This window comes from Micromonospora sp. CNZ280, assembly GCF_011759515.1.
Genome location: NZ_JAAOYP010000002.1, coordinates 649,454 through 665,144 on the forward strand (window position 1 = coordinate 649,454; position 15,691 = coordinate 665,144).

Sequence of the window (15,691 nt, forward strand, 5' to 3'; positions counted from 1 at the left end):
TGGTCAGGGCGCCGCCGCCGGGTCCGCCGCTGGCTGCGTCGCGGGGTGCGGCGGCGGGTTCGGCGGCGGCGGCAGGATGACCACGTGCAGGTTGCGCGGACCGTGCACGCCCTCCACCCGGTCGAGTTCGATGTCGCTGGTGGCGGAGGGTCCGCTGATCCAGGTCAGCGGCCGGCGCGGGTCGAGCCGGCCGACGGCGTCCGGCAACCCGGCGACCACCTGGTCGGCGCGCAGCACGCAGACGTGCACGTCGGGCAGGAGCGTGATGATCCGCCGGCCCTGGTCGGGCGCGCCGTCGAGGACGATGGTGCCGGTCTCGGCGACGGCCACGGCGGCCGCGGTGACCACCCCGTCGACGACGGCGAGCAGCTCGGCGCCGAGCCGGTCGTCGGTCACCGCCTCGACCGTGGCCGGCAGCCATCGCCGGGGCAGCCCGGGTGGGACCACCACCCGCCGGCCGCCGAGGATGTCGTCGACGACCCCCGCCACCTCGCCGTCGGCGCACCGGTGCACGGTGGCCCGGTAGTCAATCAGCCGGCGCGCCAGCAGGTCGACGTCGGCGGGCCGGCCGGCCGGCCGGTACTCCCGTGGCACGTCGGCGGGGCCGGCGGGTTCGGGGCCGAGGGCGGCCCGGAGCCGGCCGAGGACCAGATCGCGCGCGCTCATCGTCGCGCCCACCAGTCCCGGAACGACTCCGCGGGCGGTTCCGGCAGGTCGCGGCCGATGGTCCAGCCGGACAGCGGCGGGGGCAGCCCGCGACCGCGGCGGCCGGCCAGCCGGGTGAGCCGCGCGGCGCGCTGCGCGGCCGCGTACAGCGCCGGGTGGTCCATCGCGTACGCGGCGGCGGCCATCGCGACCGACTCGGCGGTCGGCCGACGCTGGGCGGCGACGTGTTCGGCGCGCAGATGGACCAGCAGTTCCGGAATGTTGATCTTCACCGGGCAGGCGTCGTAGCAGGCGCCGCAGAGCGACGACGCGTACGGCAGGGAGGCGTTGTCCTCGACGCCGGTGAGCTGGGGCGACAGCACCGCCCCGATCGGGCCCGGGTAGACCGACCCGTAGGCGTGCCCGCCGGTGCGCTGGTAGACCGGGCAGACGTTGAGGCACGCGGAGCAGCGGATGCAGTGCAGCGCCTGCCGGCCCACCTCGTCGGCGAGCACCCCGCTGCGGCCGTTGTCGAGCAGCACGAGGTGGAACGCCTGCGGGCCGTCCCCGGGGGTGACCCCGGTCCACATCGAGGTGTACGGGTTCATCCGTTCCCCGGTGGACGCCCGGGGCAGCAGTTGCAGGAAGACCTCCAGGTCCCGCCAGGTGGGGACGACCTTCTCGATGCCCATCACGGTGATCAGGGTCTCCGGCAGGGTGAGGCACATCCGCCCGTTGCCCTCGGACTCCACGACGGCGAGAGTGCCGGTCTCGGCGACGGCGAAGTTGGCGCCGGAGACGGCGACCCGGGTGGTCAGGAAGGTCTGGCGCAGGTAGCGGCGGGCGGCGGCGGCCAGCGCCGCCGGCTCGTCGGTCAGCGCCGGGTCGACGCCGGGCATCGCGCGCAGGAAGATCTCCCGGATCTCGGCCCGGTTGCGGTGGATGGCCGGCACCAGGATGTGGCTCGGGCGGTCCTCCCCCAGCTGCACGATCAGCTCGGCGAGGTCGGTCTCCACCGCGGTGATCCCGGCGGCGGCCAGCGCCTCGTTCAGCCCGATCTCCTGGGTGGCCATCGACTTGACCTTGATGACCCGGTCGCTGCCGGTCGCCGCCACCAGTCCGGTGACGATGCGGTTGGCGTCCACCGCGTCGGCCGCCCAGTGCACCGTCCCGCCGGCGTCGGTGACCGCCGCCTCCAGTTGCTCGAGCAGTTCCGGCAGGCGGGCCAGCACGTCGGCCTTGATCGCCGAGCCGGCCGCGCGCAGCTGCTCCCAGTCGGGCAGCTCGCGGATGACCGCGCCGGACTTGGCGCGGATGGTGGTGGTGGCGTGGCCGAGGTTGCGGCGCAGCTGCGCGTCGGCGAGCGCGCGTCGGGCCGCGGCCGGGAACGGCTCGTCGCCGCGCAGGTGCCCGACGCCCCGCGGGGCGGTCGCCGGCATGCCGAGGAAGGTGCGGCTCACGCCCGCACCGCCGTCCGCGTCGGGTCGCCGGCGGCGCCGGTTTCCTCGGTCGCGGCGAGGATCTCGGCCAGGTGCACCGTGCGGACCCCGGCCCGCAGCCGGGACAGCCCGCCGCCGATGTGCATCAGGCACGAGGAGTCCCCGGCGGTGCAGACCTCGGCCCCGGTGGCGAGGACGTGGCGCAGCTTGTCCGCGAGCATCGCGGTCGAGGTGTCCGCGTTCTTCACCGCGAAGGTGCCGCCGAAGCCGCAGCACTGCTCCGCCTGCGGCAGCTCCACCAGGTCCAGCCCCCGCACCTGCCGCAGCAGCCGCAGCGGCCGGTCCCCCACCCCCAGCATGCGCAGCGAGTGGCACGTCGGGTGGTACGTCACCCGGTGCGGGTAGTACGCGCCCACGTCGGTCACCCCGAGCACGTCGACCAGGAACTCCGACAGTTCGTGGGTACGCCGCGCCACCGACTCCGCCCGGCCGGCCAGCCGCTCGTCGCCGGCCCGCCGGGCCACCATGGTGTGCTGGTGCCGCACCGATCCCACGCACGAGCCCGAGGGCGCCACCACCACGTCGTACGGGTCGAAGGTGCGCACGTGGCGCCGCACCAACGGCAGCGCGTCGGCCAGGTAGCCGGTGTTGATATGCATCTGCCCGCAACAGGTCTGCTCCGGCGGGAAGACCACCTCGTGGCCGAGCCGTTCCAGCAGCCGCACGGTCGCCGTGGCCGCGGCGGGGAACAGTGTGTCTGCCAGGCACGTCACCATCAGCGCGACCCGCATCGTCACCCGCCCATCACGCCCGCCGCGCCCATTCGATCAGATCGCCGACCTGCCCGCAACGTCGCGGGCGGGCCGGCCGTGACGTCCCGCTGCGGCGGCGACGCGACCTCGCGCTCCGGTTTGTCACACAACTGTCGTGCAACCGCGTGATCGCCTCCACGATCCTGGCTGACGGTGGTGGGCGAGCGCGACGCGGTACGAGCGAGCCCGCACCACCGGCCGGTCCGGCCGGTGGTGCCGGACCCGGTCAGCCGTCACCGAACAGTCCACCCGCCGAGCCACCGGAGGATCGATGGTGCTGCCCTGGCCGATTCCCGACGACCCCTCGTTCCACGCCGGCGAGCCGGAGGAGCAGACCGAGGATCTGCGGCTCGCCGCCCTCGTGGCGCAGCGGCTGAGTATCGACTGGACCACCCGCCGGCAGCAGATCGTGGTGGCCGTGCAGAACCGGGTGGTGATCCTCAGCGGAAGCGTGGCCGATCCCGACGTCCGTCAGGTCGCCGGCGAGCTGGCCTGGGACGTGCCCGGCGTCTTCGACGTGTGCAACACGCTCCGGATCTCCATTCGCCGTGGCGGCCGCGCGGCAGGACCCTGACGCCGCCGGGCCACGATGCCCGATTCCATCGAAGCCTATCTCTAGCGCCACCCCTCCCGGGATGGTAGGAATTCTCCACAACCGCCAACGCGTGCGAAGGATTTTCCCGCAGAGAGGCTCCGATGAGAACTAGCAGGATCATGGCCAGCCTCACCGCCGCCGTCGTCGGCCTGACGGTGGCGGCCACACCGACCTGGGCGACCCCCACCGACGACCGGACCGTCAGCTACCGCGGGTACCGCGTGGCGGTACCCGCCGACTGGCGGGTCGTCGACCTGTCCACCGACCCCCACGCGTGCGTCCGGTTCGACCGACCCACGGTCTACCTCGGTCATCCGGGCGCCGAGCCCTGGTGTCCCGACGAACCGGCCGGCCGTACGGCGGGGCTGCTCGTCGAGCCGATCGACACGGTCACGACCGAACAGCTCACCGCCGAGACCGCCGTCACGACCAGCGGCCGGGCGACCGTGGCTCCCCTGGTGTCCCGCGACGGATCCATCCGGATCGCGGTACGCGACGCCGGCGTACTCGTCACCGCCTTCCACACGCCGGAGACCGAGCCGGCGGTCCGCCGGATCCTGGCCGCCGCCAGCCTCGGCCCGGACGCCACGCCGGTGTCCCTGGACGCCGTCCGCGCCGCCACGGCGGCGCCGTCGGCGGCCGCCGGCCCGCAGCCGGGCACCTACCTCGGCAAGGGCTTCGACACCTGCACCGCGCCGTCACAGTCGACGATGAACACCTGGCGCAACGCCTCGCCGTACCGCGCGGTCGGCATCTACATCAGCGGCTCGAGCCGCTCCTGCGCCCAGCCCAACCTGACCGCCTCCTGGGTGACCAACCAGACCAACAACGGCTGGCACCTCATCCCCATCGAACTCGACAAGCAGGCGCCGTGCGGCACCCGTACGCCGAAGATGTCGTACGACCCGGCCACGGCCCGGTCCGAGGGGGCGAGCCGGGCGACGAGCGCGGTGAGCGCGGCGCAGGCGTTGGGCATCCCCGCCGGCAGCGTGATCTACAACGACATCGAGCACTACCCGTCGAGCGAGGCGTGCAAGGCGGCCGTGCTGTCGTACCTGTCCGGCTGGACCGAGCGGCTCCACACGCTCGGCTACCTCTCGGGCATGTACTCCAGCGGCTCCTCCGGCGTCCGCGACCTGTGCGGCGCCTACCACGACACCCGGTACACCCGGGTCGACCACCTCTTCTTCGGGTGGTGGAACGGCGTGGCGGACACCGACGCCGGCGACTACTGCCCGGACGGGTACTACGCCAACCACCAGCGCATCCACCAGTACACCGGAGACAGCTACGAGACCTGGGGCGGCGTACGGATCTACATCGACCGGGACTACCTCGACGTGTCGACCGGGACCACCCCGCCACCGCCGGACTTCAGCGTCACGCTCGACAACACCACCACGGGCCGGTTCACCGCGAGCGCGAACTGGGGCACCTCGGCGTACTCCAGCCAGCGGTTCGGCACCGACTACCGGTTCGCCGCGCCGACCCCGGCCAGCGACGTCGCCTGGTACCGGGCGAACCTGCCGGAGACCGGCAGCTACCAGGTCTCGGTCTGGTATCCGGCCGACGCCGGCTACAACGACTCCACCCCGTACATCGTGTCCACCACCACCGGCAACCAGACAGTGCGGGTGAACCAGCGGCAGGGCGGCGGCCAGTGGGTGTCGCTCGGCGTGTTCACCCTGGCCGCGGGCGACGGCGACAAGGTGGGCGTGAGCCGGTGGACCAGCGGCACCGGCTACGTCATCGCCGACGCGGTCCGGATCACCCGGGTCTGACCCGCGCGGGAACGGCCGCGCCGACCGCCGGCAGGTTCGCGGACCTGCCGGCGGTGGGCGTGCGACACCGGCGGCGGCCCGCGCCGCCGGGCCGCCGCCGACCCGCGGTGGTGCCGGCCGGCGGCTACACCTGGTGCAAGAGAAGCAGGCCGAAGGCGACGACGAACGCGGCACATCCGGTGACGGTGACGAGGCGAAGTCGGGTCCGCAGGGCGGCGTCCCAGCCCTCCACCGCCCCGGAGGCGCGGCGCAGCAGCGGGGTGGCGGCGCGCCCGGCGCCGAAACCCAACCCGGCGAGCACGGCGACCAGCAGCCGCTGGCCGCCGAGCAGGACCGCGGCCGCGAGCACGTACGGGGCGGTGGCCGAGAGGTAGGTCCGCACCCCGGTGCCGAGTTCGAAGCCGAACCGCAGCGCTCCGCGCCGCGGGTTGCGCCGCAGCACGTCCTGCGGCACCTGGCGGGCGTTCTGTGGCAGCGGGACGGTCAGCACCCGGGTCTCCCGGAGCAGGCCCAGCAGCGCCACCGCCACGATGGCCGCGTGCCGCCAGGGCGTCGGCAGTGGGCTCGACAGCCCGGAGAGCAGCCCGAGGGCCACCCCGCTGAGCAGGCCGCCGCCGAGCAGCCCCACCACGAACAGGGCGAGCAGCATGCCCTGTGGATTCCGATCCCGCCGCCCGGGCGAGCCCAGCGCGTATGCGCTGTTGCGGGTTCACACCGAGCCGGAGAGCGTGTAGCCGGCCAGCCCGCCGAGCACCGCCCAGGTGAGCACGTGCCCGTACGCGGCGGCGACGGTCGCGCCGGCGGCGAGCAGCGGCACGGGCACCAGCGGGTCGGTGGCCCAGCGCCGCAGCGCGGGTACCGGGCGTACGGGCGGCGGGCCGGTCACACGGCCCCACCGGTCAGCGTGCGCCAGGTGCTCTGGCCGACGACGCCGTCGACGGTGAGCCCGTTCTGCCGCTGGAAGTCGCGCACCGCGGCGTCGGTCGCCGACCCGAAGACCCCGTCGACCGTCAGCCCGTGGGCGTGCCTGTTCAGTTGCCGCTGCACCGCGCGGACCACGTCGCCGCTGTACGGGTAGTGCACGACGACCACCGAGCCGGGCCGGCCGCCGGTGCCCACCGTCTTGCGTACCGTGATCCCCCGGCTCGACACGGTGAACACCAGCAGCGGCCAGGTCCCGGCGTCGACCACGCCGCTCGCCGGGACGCCGTTGGCCGTCTGGAACTGCTTCACCCTGCTCTCGGTGCCGCTGCCGAACACCCCGTCCACGGTGACGGCGTGGCCGCGCGCCTTCAGCAGGTGTTGCACCGTGTAGACGTTCGGGCCGGACTGGCCGCGCCGGGTGCTGGGCCAGCCGACCGTGGTGAGGCACCCGCAGTCGGTGTTCCACCGGCAGATCGACCTGACCCAGCCCGAACTGGTCTTCCGGTACCCGTCGTGGCAGCGGCGCTCCACCGAGCAGGCACAGGCGCCGCAGGCGCCCTGGTAGCGCCACAGCCAGCCGTCGTACGTGCCGGCGTAGCACTGGTTCGGTCGCAGTTTCCAGGTGGTGCCGTCGTTGCGGTGCAAGCCCGCGTACGTTCCGCTGGTGTTGCAGGCCGCGGCGAAGATCGGGCTCGGCCCGCAGCCGGGTGAGCAGTTCTGGTCGCTGGCGTACGACGGGCAGCTGCCGTAGATGTCGTACCCGTCGGCGTAGGCGCGGCGGGCGGCCGGGAAGACGCTGAGCGCGGCCATCCCCACCGCCGTGCCGGCCTGCAGCAGCGTACGGCGGGACAGCGCCCAGGACGTGCCGAGGCGACTTCTGGTCCGGCTCGCCGCCGGACGTCGCCGCGGTGCGGCGCCGGTGCCCGGGTCGGTGCCGCGCAGCGCGGGCACGGCGTCGAGGGTGATCACCGCGCACCGCCCCGCTGGATCTGGTGGACGGCCGGCCCCGGGGCGCCGCCGGACGGCTGGTCGACCTGGTCGAGCAGGTGCCGCAGGGCCGCCCGGGAGCCGACCGGCTCGGATCGCCGGACGCGCCCGGTCGCGTCCACCACGACCGCGAACGGGGTGGCGATCGCGTCGTACCGGTCGAACAGCTCCGCCTGCTCGCCGAGGACGGCGACCGGCGCGTCGGCCGCGCCGGCCGGGGCGGCGTGCCGGTAGAGCACCCGGAGCACGGCGTGGCCGCGCGGCACCCGTTCGGCGACCTCGTCGAGCAACTGTCCGCAGGTGGCGCAGCCGCTGTCCAGGAAGAGCAGGACCAGGGTGGCCGGGGCCGGCGGCGCCAGGTCGCGGAACCCGGGCGCCGGCGAGCCGGGCCGCAGGCCGACCGACCCGGGACGGCCGGCGGTGCCGCTGGTCAGCGCGTGCACCTGCCGGACCAGGCCGGACACCACGAGGGCCAGCAGCAGGATCGCGATCCAGCTCAGGATCAGCGCGCTGGTCTGGAAACTCATCCGGGTACGCCTCCTCGTCCCACCCGAGCGGGCGGCTGATCCGGGGTCGGGTCGTGCATGGCGGCGGGCAGGTGCGCCAGCAGCGCGGTGAACGTGGCCGCGGCGAGCAGCACGATCAGCAGCTCCGTGCCGGGGCGCCCCAGCGGCACGACCGCGCCGGACAGCAGCGACCCGGTCAGGGCCAGGCCGGCGAGGATCGCCGCGCGTGCCACCACCCAGCCGGTCATCGGCTGCTCCACCCGGGAGCAGCCGCAGGGGACGGTCCGCCCGGTCGACCGTACGTACCAGCCGTAGCCGGCGTACGTGGCGAGGAGCGCGGCGCCGCCGGCCAGGACCGGGCCGAGCAGCCGGCCGCCGTCGTCGCGGAACAGGGCGACGACTCCGGTCACGCCGAGCAGGCCCTCGGTCGCGACGACCGCCGCCGCGACGACGGACGGCGCGGGGACCACCCGCTGGGCGGTCAGCGCCGCCGACAGCGCCGCCGGCTTCGAGAGGTGCTCACCGGCGGCGAGCAGCAGGGTGAGCAGCACGGTGTACGCCCCGACGCCGGCGACCAGGGCTGACACGGCGGCTCACCCGCCCAACTGCACGCGTAACCGGCTGACCAGGTCCGGTACCCGGTCGACCACGGTGTCGGCGAGGGGCAGCACGGTCACCCAGGTGTCCGTGGCGGCGAGCACGAAGTAGGGCCGGCCGTCCGACAGCGTGTCCCGGAAGAGTTCGCCCGCGCGGGTCGACAGCCCCCGCCAGGACGGCAGCTGTCGCGTCCGCTCCGCGGTGAGCGGCGTCATGTCCAGCAGGCCGAGCCCGGGTACCTGCTTGAGCACGGTTGCCGGCGCCGCGTACCGGCTGCCCGCCCGGGCCTGCGGGCGCACCGCCAGACCGTCGTCGTACTCGGTGATCCGCAGGGTCCGCAGCACCGCGAGCAGGCTCCCGGTGGAGCCGCCGTACAGCTGGGTGAGGAAGCAGTACCGGTGCCCGCGCCAGGCCGCCACCAGGCGCTCCTCGTCGAGCCGGATCTGCGGGTCGTGCGACCGCACCCGCGCGGTCAGCAGGATGCCGCCCTGATAGGCGAGTTCCTCGTCGAAATCGGTCACGCCGAGCTCGGCGGCCAGGTCGTCGGCGAGGCCGACCGGGCCGGCGGTGAACTCGTGCAGCCGGCCGGCGACGGTCAGCTCGACCACGGAGGTGAACGGCGCGCTGAGGTCGAGCGGACCGGTGAGCAGGAATCGCCGGCCGTCCATCGCGCGGTGTGTGACAGAGGCCTCGGCGGCTGCCACGCCACCACCTCCCCCGTGGGTACGGCACGTGGTGGCCTCAGAGTATCCGCGTCCATCGACGCCACCACAAGACCGATCCGCCGCCGACGCCGGGCCGGGGCGCGGCCGCGCCGGTGGCGTCGCCCGGGCCGGTGGCGCGGAGCCGGCGGGTGGGTCCGCCGGGCGGCCGGATACCGTGCGGTCGGCGGGGGCCCGCCCCGCACCGGACACGCGGAGGGGAGGTCGGATGCGGCTGCACGTGGGGTGCGCGATGTGGACGCACAGGTCCTGGCCGGGGCGGTTCCTGCCGCACCCGCTGCCGGCCCACGAGCGGCTGCGCGCCTACGCCGGATGGTGCACGGCGGTCGAGGGGAACACCACGTTCTACGCGACCCCGGCCCGGGAGACGGTGGCGTCGTGGGCGCGACAGACCGACCCCGACTTCCGGTTCGTACTCAAACTGCCGAAGGCGGTGACACACGAACGCCGGCTCGCCGGCGCCGACGAGGAACTCCGCGCCTTCCTGCACGCGATCGAACCGCTCGGGCCTCGGACGCACGCGCTCTGGATCCAACTGCCCGGCTCGTTCGGCCCGGCCGACGTACCCTCGCTCGCCCGATTCCTGCGCGGGCTGCCCACCGCCCACCGGTACGCCGTGGAGGTCCGCCACCCCGCGTTCTTCGACGACGCCGGGGCGGCCCGGACGCTCGAGGCGGCGCTCGCCACGGTCGGCGCGGAGTGGATCCCCTTCGACACCACCGCGTTCTTCCGTGCCCCGCCGACCAGTGACGCGGAACGGGAGGCGTGGACCAGGAAGCCGCGTACCGCGCTGCGCACCCGCGCGCTGACCGACCGGCCGATCGTCCGGTACCTGGGCCGGGACGATCCCGCCCGGACGGTCGAGGGCTGGCAGCCGTGGCTGGACGTGGTGACCGGCTGGCTGCGCGAGGGCCGCTCGCCGACGGTGTTCGTGCACACCCCGGACAACGCCGCCGCGCCGGAGCTGGCCCGCGGCTTCCACGACCAGGTCCGGGTCCGCCTGCCCGAGTTGGCGCCGCTGCCCGAGCCGGCCCCGGTCGGCCCGTCGACGCTGTTCTGACCGCCCCGGAGGCGTCAGCGCTGGTCCAGCGCGTGCCGCACGGCAGCCGTGGTGCGTTCGACGTCGCCGGTGGCGAGCAGGTCGAGCAGCGCTCCGCGCAGGACGGCGAGGACCGCGCTGCGCTCCGCCACGCCCGCCGCGGTGTCCCGTTGCGCGGCGGGCTGCGCACGGGCGAGCACGTCGAGCCAGTCGTGCACCGTGGCCCGGGCGAAGTCGGCCCAGGCGCCGTCGGGTTCGACCAGGGACCGGGCGTACGCCTCGACCCAGAGCACCAGCAGGGACCGGTGCTGTGGGGCGGCCAGCCAGGCCCACAGTCGTCCGGCGACCGCCCGCAGGTCGGCAGGACCCTCGCCGGGTTCGTCGAGGCCGCGCAGCAGGCGCAGTTCGTCGGTGCGGGCCCGGGCGAGCAGGGTGCGTACCAGACCGTCCTTGCTGCCGAAGAGGTACAGCAGCACCCGGGGACTGGAGCCGATCGCCGTGGCCAGCGGACGCAACGACATGTCCCCCAGGCCGTGTTCGAGGACGTACCGGTAGGCGGCCTCCCGTAGTTCGACGTGTCGCGCGGACGGGGCCGTCCCGCCCTCGGCGGCCCGCTCCGACTCATCGGCGGTGGACATGGTTCCGCATGCTGCCATACTGAAACAGTCGTGTCAGTGCCGCCCACGGTCGGGCGGCCGACGTCGAGGAGGCAGCCATGTCGGTGCCGGTCCAGCCGGTTCCCGCGGCGTCCCCGGACGGCCGGTCGGGTGACACCCGGGATCAGCTCCGCATTCGCCGCGCGGACCAGCCGGGCGACCTGGGCTGGGTGGTGATGGCCCACGGCGAGCTCTACGCGCGGGAGTTCGGCTGGGACGTCTCGTTCGAGGCGCTGGTCGCCCGCATCGTCGCCGACTACGCCGACAGCCACGATCCGGTACGCGAGGCCGCCTGGATCGCCGAGCTCGGCGGGGAACGGGTCGGGTGCGTCTTCTGCGTCGCGGCCGACGGACCGGGCGCGCCGGAGAACACGGCGAAGCTGCGCGTCCTGCTGGTCGACCCCGCCGCTCGCGGGCAGCGGCTGGGTACCCGGCTGGTGGACACCTGCGTCGACTTCGCCCGGGCCGCCGGCTACCGCCGGCTGCTGCTGTGGACCAACGACGTCCTGGTCGCGGCACGGCGCATCTACCAGGCCGCCGGCTTCCAACTGGTGGACGAGCACCGGCACCACAGCTTCGGCCGTGACCTCGTCGGCCAGACCTGGGCGCTGGAGCTACGGCCGGCTCACCCGTGACGTGACCGTCGACCGGGCCGACCCCGAACGGGGCGGGTCCCGCGGCCGGAGTGCTGATCATGGAGGTCGCCATGCTCACGTCGGGGACCTGACGGCGCTCACCATCGACGGCGGCCGCAACGCCGGTGGCGCGCCGGATCGCGGTCGGCGCGCCACCGGGCGGTGGTGCGACAGCGGGGTCAGCCCGTGCTGCAGGAGACCGTCGGCCAGGTGTAGTTGCCGTTGTGCTGGATGGTCACGCCCCAGTTGTTGCCACTGCCGTTGGGCGTGGCGACCAGTTGCTGGGCGGTCGGGTAGCTGGCGTTGATGTTCCAGGTGGCGATGATCCTGGCGGGGGACGGAACGTTCATCGTCACGGTCCAGGTGCTGGAGCCGGAGACCGAGACGTTGAGGTTGTAGCGGTCGCTCCACTGCTGACCGGCCGACAGGGTCGCGGTGCAGCCACCCCCGCCGCCACCGCCACCGCCGCCGCCGGAGCCGCCCACGGTGATGTTGGAGTTGCCGCTGCTCTGGTATCCCTCGGTGGCCATGATCATGTAATCGTGGCTGCCCAGGTTCATGCCCTTGCTGGCCCAGGCGTCGAAGTGGTTGCCGGAGGTGATGGTGCCGCCGGTGCGCTTCGACTGCCGCACGCTCCAGTACTGGTTGAAGGTCCTGGTGCCCTCGATGGACGGGGCGTTGTACCGCGTCGTCTGGTAGATGTCGTACGTGCCGCCGTCGCTGGTCACGGTGCCCTTGTAGGTGCCGGTGGGCCGGTAGGTGCCCCAGTTGTCCACGATGTAGTACTCCACCAGCGGGTTCCGGGTCCACCCGTAGAGCGTCAGGTAGGCGTTGCCGGACGGGTTGAAGCTGCCCGAGTAGCTCACGCTCCGGCGCCCTCCGGTGCTCCAGCCCTTGCCGGCGACGAAGTTCCCGGTGTTGCGCCACGAGGTGCTGTAGTTGCCACCGGAGCCCAGTTCCATGGAGACCGTTCCGGCGCTGTCGGTCCAGAACGAGTAGAAGTAGCCGTTGTGGGTGCCGGTCTGGTTCGAGGTCACGGCCGCGCTGGCGACACCGGGCAGCATCGTGCTGGCCACGACGAGCGCCAGGGCGCAGGCGCCGCCGACGAGCAGTCTGAGGCGGCCCCGGCGGTGTTGCGGCGGTCGGACGGAGACGTCGTTCATGAGCGTGCTTCCTCCTCGTGATGGCTGGCGGGGAGGCCAGGCAGCCTGGTACGACCCCGGGCGCGGCGGCCGGCGGTCGGGGTGGCGGCCACCGCGCGTCGGCGTCGTACGACGTGGTGGGGTTGACCGGTCGCCGTGCGGGCGGTGACCGGCGGGCCGGGTCGCGGTGGGTGACCCGGATCGACAGATGTCGAGGTCTGTCGATGCCGAAAGTATCGACTCGACTCCATAAAGGTGTCAATATTTCTCGGAAATATTTCGGAGTTGGCGCAGCGGACCAGAGAACCATCAGGAGGCATTCGCCCAGGTAAATCCGATGGCATGAGGTGCCGGCTCACGAGGACGTGAATGGCAGGGCCATCCGGGAGGATCGGAACGGGAGCCGAGCCACCGGAAGTTTTGGAAACGTTCCGGACCAGAGGTGGGTCGGCTGCTCCCCCGTTCCGCGACAGGTCCGGCCGCGCTAGCGTGCGGTGGTGGGTCAGGTCGAGGAGCGCGGGCGCGGTACCGGTCCGGCGGACGGGTCCGCGGCAGCGGAGTTGCTGGCCGCGGCCCGGGCCGGTGACGGTGCCGCCTTCGGCCGGCTGGTCGGGCCGCTGCGCGACGAACTGCGGGCACACTGCTACCGGATGCTGGGATCCGTGCACGACGCCGAGGACGCCGTCCAGGACACCCTGGACCGGGCCTGGCGCAGCCTCGATCGGTTCGCCGGCCGGGGGTCGATCCGGCCGTGGCTGTACAAGATCGCGACGAACCGGTCGCTCACCCTGATCGAGCGCCGGGGGCGGCGCGAACTGCCCACCGACCTGAGCCCGGACGGCGCGCCCCTGGCGGAGGCGGCGTGGCTCGAACCGTACCCGGATCGGCTGCTGGGCTGGAGCGACCGGCTGACCCCGGAGGCCCAGGTGGTCGCGCGGGAGAGCGTCGAGCTGGCGTTCGTCGCCGCCCTGCAGCACCTGTCGGCCCGGCAGCGCGCCGCCCTGCTGCTGCGCGACGTCCTCGGCTACCCGGCCAGGGAGGCCGCCGAGCTGCTGGAGACCACGGTCGCCGCGGTCAACAGCGCGCTGCAGCGCGCCCGCGGGGTGCTGGCCGAGCTGCTGCCGGAGACCAGCCAGCAGCGCACCCTCGACGCGCTCGGCGACACGGCGCGGCGGGAGCTGGTCCAGCGGTACGTCACCGCGTGGGAGGCCGGTGACGTCGACGCCATCGTGGCCCTGCTGACCGAGGACGCGCGGTACTCGATGCCGCCGCTGCGGACCTGGTACCAGGGGCACGACGGGATCCGCGGCTTCCTGCTCGACGCGGCACGCCGGCACCGCTGGCGTTTCCTGCCCGCCCGGGCGAACGGGCAGCTCGCGTTCGGTACCTACCGGTGGGACGACGACCGGTCGGCGTACCTCCCGGGCGGCCTGGACCTGCTCGTCCTGCGGGGCCGGCGGGTGGCCGAGGTGGTCTCGTTCCTGGACGCCCACCTACCCACGTACGGCCTCCCCGCCGAGCTGCCCGGCGAGGGCCTCGTCGGCGCGCGATGAATTTCCGCCCAGGCCGGGGTTGTAGTCCTGACGGACACACCAACCGGAAGGGCCGAGCCGACGATGACGACGAACGAGGAACAGATCCGCACCCTGATCGAGCGGTGGGCCGGGGCGGTCCACCGCGGCGACCTCGCCACGGTCCTCGCCGACCACCACGAGGACATCGTGATGTTCGACGTGCCCCCGCCGTACGACGGCGTGCGCGGCCTCGACGCGTACCAGCAGACCTGGCCGCCGTTCTTCCGCTGGCAGGCCCAGGGCGCCTCCTTCGAGATCGAGGAGCTGGAGATCACCGCCGGCGACGAGGTCGCCTTCGCGTACGCCCTGCTGCGCTGCGGCACCCCGGCCGACCTCGCCGCCGCTCCGGGCAACCGGCTGCGGCTGACGCTCGGGCTGCGCAAGCGGGCGGGCCGGTGGGTCGTCACCCACGAACACCACTCCTTCCCGAGCGTCGACTCGACCGCCGACCCGGCCGGCACCGGCGACGCCGTCGCTGCCGAGCAGGAGGTGCGTCAGCTCCATGAGCGGTGGTTCGCCGGCACCGCCGCGAAGGACCTCGACGACCTGATGGCGGCCATCGCCGACGACGTCGTCTCGTACGAGCACGAGCGGCCCCTGCGGTACGTCGGCGGCCAGGCGGTACGCGAAATCTGTGCGGCCGGCCTCGACGCCGCCGGCGACGGTGCCGTCCGGTGGGACGTGCCCGACCTGACGATCATGGTCGACGGTGACCTCGCCGTCGCCTGGGGCCTCAACCACGTGCAGCTGCGGCCGGCCGACGGCCCGCCGGTCGAGAGTTGGTCACGCGGAACCCGGATCTTCGCCCGCCGCGACGGCGACTGGCTGATGGTCCACCAGCACCTGTCCTACCCGTACGACCCGGCCAGCGGCGTGGCGAGAACCGATCTGCACCCCTGAGCGCACGTGCCGGAGGGAGCGTCCGTGATCGGGACGCTCCCTCCGGCGCTGGCCGCTGCCGGCGCCACGGCCAGCCGGTGATCCCGGGATCACCCGTGCGGCGGCCCTGTCAGCGCAGCCGGTACGCGGTGGGAAGGGTCTGCTTCACCGTGTTGCCCCCGCTGTCGGTCGCGCTGACCCGCAGCCCGACCCCCTCGGCGGCCTGCTCCCGGTTCGGGTGCCTGATCTCCGCGGTGAAGGTGTTCCTACCGGCGGTCCGGGTGGTCGCCGGGTGCCAGGTCCGGCCACCGTCGAAGCTGGCCTCGACCCGGAGCACGGTCACCGCCGGCGGGGCGGTGAGCCGCTCCTGGTAGTAGCCGACCACCGTGATCTGGTGAGCGCGCCCGGCCCGGGCGGTGTTGTCCAGGGCCAGCCCGAGGTCGTACCGCAGGAAGATCAGCGGCTCCGGCCGGCAGGCGGCCTGGTCGCCGAGCACGTCACCCATGCACGGCTGCAGCTCCGGGGCGTCCCCCTCGGTCGGCTTGTCGGAGGTGTACTCCCACACCGTCCTGACCCCGTTGGTCTCCGCCTCGAACGTGTACCGGGCCGACTCCGCCGGCAGGTCGTAGCCGACGACATCCCCGCCGACGGAGCAGCCGAGGGCGAACACGGCCGCGGTCACCAGCGCCGCGACGGTCCCCTTCCGGCGCCGCGACGACGGCACACTCGTGTTCATCGCGTTGGTCTCCTTACCAGTG

The 15,691-nt window shown here is 73.8% G+C and carries 18 protein-coding genes; 6 read left to right on the forward strand and 12 right to left on the reverse strand.

What is annotated here, in order from left to right:
* Positions 1 to 3: 3 nt before the first annotated feature.
* Genes FHX32_RS17990 through FHX32_RS18000 form a run of 3 tightly spaced genes read right to left on the reverse strand, consistent with a single transcriptional unit; the run spans position 4 to position 2,875 of the window.
* Positions 4 to 666: an LUD domain-containing protein gene (locus FHX32_RS17990; RefSeq protein ID WP_167184256.1), complete on the reverse strand. Its 663-nt coding sequence runs from the start codon at positions 664 to 666 to the stop codon at positions 4 to 6.
* Positions 663 to 2,084: a LutB/LldF family L-lactate oxidation iron-sulfur protein gene (locus FHX32_RS17995; RefSeq protein WP_167186106.1), complete on the reverse strand. Its 1,422-nt coding sequence runs from the start codon at positions 2,082 to 2,084 to the stop codon at positions 663 to 665. The genes FHX32_RS17990 and FHX32_RS17995 overlap by 4 nt, the downstream gene beginning before the upstream one ends.
* A 17-nt stretch (positions 2,085 to 2,101) precedes the next feature.
* Entirely contained in the window at positions 2,102 to 2,875 is a 774-nt protein-coding gene (locus FHX32_RS18000) for a (Fe-S)-binding protein (RefSeq protein ID WP_167186109.1), read from the reverse strand.
* 292 nt (positions 2,876 to 3,167) lie between these two features.
* Between FHX32_RS18000 and FHX32_RS18005 the strand changes: the two genes are divergently transcribed.
* Both FHX32_RS18005 and FHX32_RS18010 read left to right on the forward strand, forming a co-directional pair.
* Entirely contained in the window at positions 3,168 to 3,470 is a 303-nt protein-coding gene (locus FHX32_RS18005; RefSeq protein ID WP_167184259.1) for a BON domain-containing protein, read from the forward strand.
* A 122-nt stretch (positions 3,471 to 3,592) separates the two neighbouring features.
* Positions 3,593 to 5,272 carry a glycoside hydrolase domain-containing protein gene (locus tag FHX32_RS18010; protein WP_486481164.1) on the forward strand — a complete coding sequence of 560 codons (1,680 nt, stop codon included), beginning with the start codon at positions 3,593 to 3,595 and terminating at the stop codon, positions 5,270 to 5,272.
* A 124-nt stretch (positions 5,273 to 5,396) separates the two neighbouring features.
* Here FHX32_RS18010 and FHX32_RS18015 read toward each other — a convergent pair whose 3' ends face one another.
* Genes FHX32_RS18015 through FHX32_RS18040 form a run of 6 tightly spaced genes read right to left on the reverse strand, consistent with a single transcriptional unit; the run spans position 5,397 to position 8,954 of the window.
* The gene (locus tag FHX32_RS18015) at positions 5,397 to 5,921 is read right to left on the reverse strand and encodes a hypothetical protein (protein WP_208418846.1); all 525 of its coding nucleotides are present in this window, start codon (positions 5,919 to 5,921) and stop codon (positions 5,397 to 5,399) included.
* Positions 5,922 to 5,981: 60 nt separating this feature from the next.
* Entirely contained in the window at positions 5,982 to 6,158 is a 177-nt protein-coding gene (locus FHX32_RS18020) for a hypothetical protein (protein WP_167182769.1), read from the reverse strand.
* Entirely contained in the window at positions 6,155 to 7,165 is a 1,011-nt protein-coding gene (locus tag FHX32_RS18025; RefSeq protein ID WP_167184262.1) for a peptidoglycan-binding domain-containing protein, read from the reverse strand. Before FHX32_RS18025 ends, FHX32_RS18020 begins: the two co-directional genes overlap by 4 nt.
* Positions 7,162 to 7,710, reverse strand: coding sequence for a hypothetical protein (locus FHX32_RS18030; protein WP_208418847.1), 549 nt, complete (start codon positions 7,708 to 7,710; stop codon positions 7,162 to 7,164). Before FHX32_RS18030 ends, FHX32_RS18025 begins: the two co-directional genes overlap by 4 nt.
* On the reverse strand, positions 7,707 to 8,276 hold the full coding sequence (locus tag FHX32_RS18035; protein ID WP_167184264.1) for a MauE/DoxX family redox-associated membrane protein: 570 nt from the start codon (positions 8,274 to 8,276) through the stop codon (positions 7,707 to 7,709). The genes FHX32_RS18030 and FHX32_RS18035 overlap by 4 nt, the downstream gene beginning before the upstream one ends.
* 6 nt (positions 8,277 to 8,282) lie before the next feature.
* Positions 8,283 to 8,954, reverse strand: coding sequence for a hypothetical protein (locus FHX32_RS18040; protein ID WP_167184266.1), 672 nt, complete (start codon positions 8,952 to 8,954; stop codon positions 8,283 to 8,285).
* A 286-nt stretch (positions 8,955 to 9,240) separates the two neighbouring features.
* On the opposite strand from FHX32_RS18040, the gene FHX32_RS18045 reads away from it, so the two are divergent.
* Positions 9,241 to 10,068, forward strand: a complete 828-nt coding sequence (locus tag FHX32_RS18045; protein ID WP_208419038.1) for a DUF72 domain-containing protein — start codon at positions 9,241 to 9,243, stop codon at positions 10,066 to 10,068.
* 14 nt (positions 10,069 to 10,082) lie between these two features.
* Here the strand turns inward: FHX32_RS18045 and FHX32_RS18050 are convergent, their stop codons facing one another.
* The gene (locus tag FHX32_RS18050) at positions 10,083 to 10,685 is read right to left on the reverse strand and encodes a TetR/AcrR family transcriptional regulator (RefSeq protein ID WP_167184273.1); all 603 of its coding nucleotides are present in this window, start codon (positions 10,683 to 10,685) and stop codon (positions 10,083 to 10,085) included.
* A gap of 77 nt (positions 10,686 to 10,762) precedes the next feature.
* Between FHX32_RS18050 and FHX32_RS18055 the strand changes: the two genes are divergently transcribed.
* A complete protein-coding gene (locus tag FHX32_RS18055) occupies positions 10,763 to 11,338 on the forward strand; it encodes a GNAT family N-acetyltransferase (RefSeq protein WP_167184276.1) in 576 nt (191 codons plus the stop codon).
* A gap of 179 nt (positions 11,339 to 11,517) precedes the next feature.
* On the opposite strand, the gene FHX32_RS18060 is transcribed toward FHX32_RS18055, so the two are convergent.
* Positions 11,518 to 12,501: a glycoside hydrolase family 11 protein gene (locus tag FHX32_RS18060; protein ID WP_167184279.1), complete on the reverse strand. Its 984-nt coding sequence runs from the start codon at positions 12,499 to 12,501 to the stop codon at positions 11,518 to 11,520.
* Positions 12,502 to 12,977: 476 nt separating this feature from the next.
* On the opposite strand from FHX32_RS18060, the gene FHX32_RS18065 reads away from it, so the two are divergent.
* Both FHX32_RS18065 and FHX32_RS18070 read left to right on the forward strand, forming a co-directional pair.
* Positions 12,978 to 14,033 (forward strand): sigma-70 family RNA polymerase sigma factor, encoded by a 1,056-nt coding sequence (locus tag FHX32_RS18065; RefSeq protein WP_167184282.1) that lies wholly within the window; start codon positions 12,978 to 12,980, stop codon positions 14,031 to 14,033.
* Between the two features lie 63 nt (positions 14,034 to 14,096).
* On the forward strand, positions 14,097 to 14,954 hold the full coding sequence (locus FHX32_RS18070) for a nuclear transport factor 2 family protein (protein WP_167184285.1): 858 nt from the start codon (positions 14,097 to 14,099) through the stop codon (positions 14,952 to 14,954).
* A 109-nt stretch (positions 14,955 to 15,063) separates the two neighbouring features.
* Here FHX32_RS18070 and FHX32_RS18075 read toward each other — a convergent pair whose 3' ends face one another.
* On the reverse strand, positions 15,064 to 15,669 hold the full coding sequence (locus tag FHX32_RS18075) for a molybdopterin-binding protein (RefSeq protein WP_167184287.1): 606 nt from the start codon (positions 15,667 to 15,669) through the stop codon (positions 15,064 to 15,066).
* Positions 15,670 to 15,691: the final 22 nt, after the last annotated feature.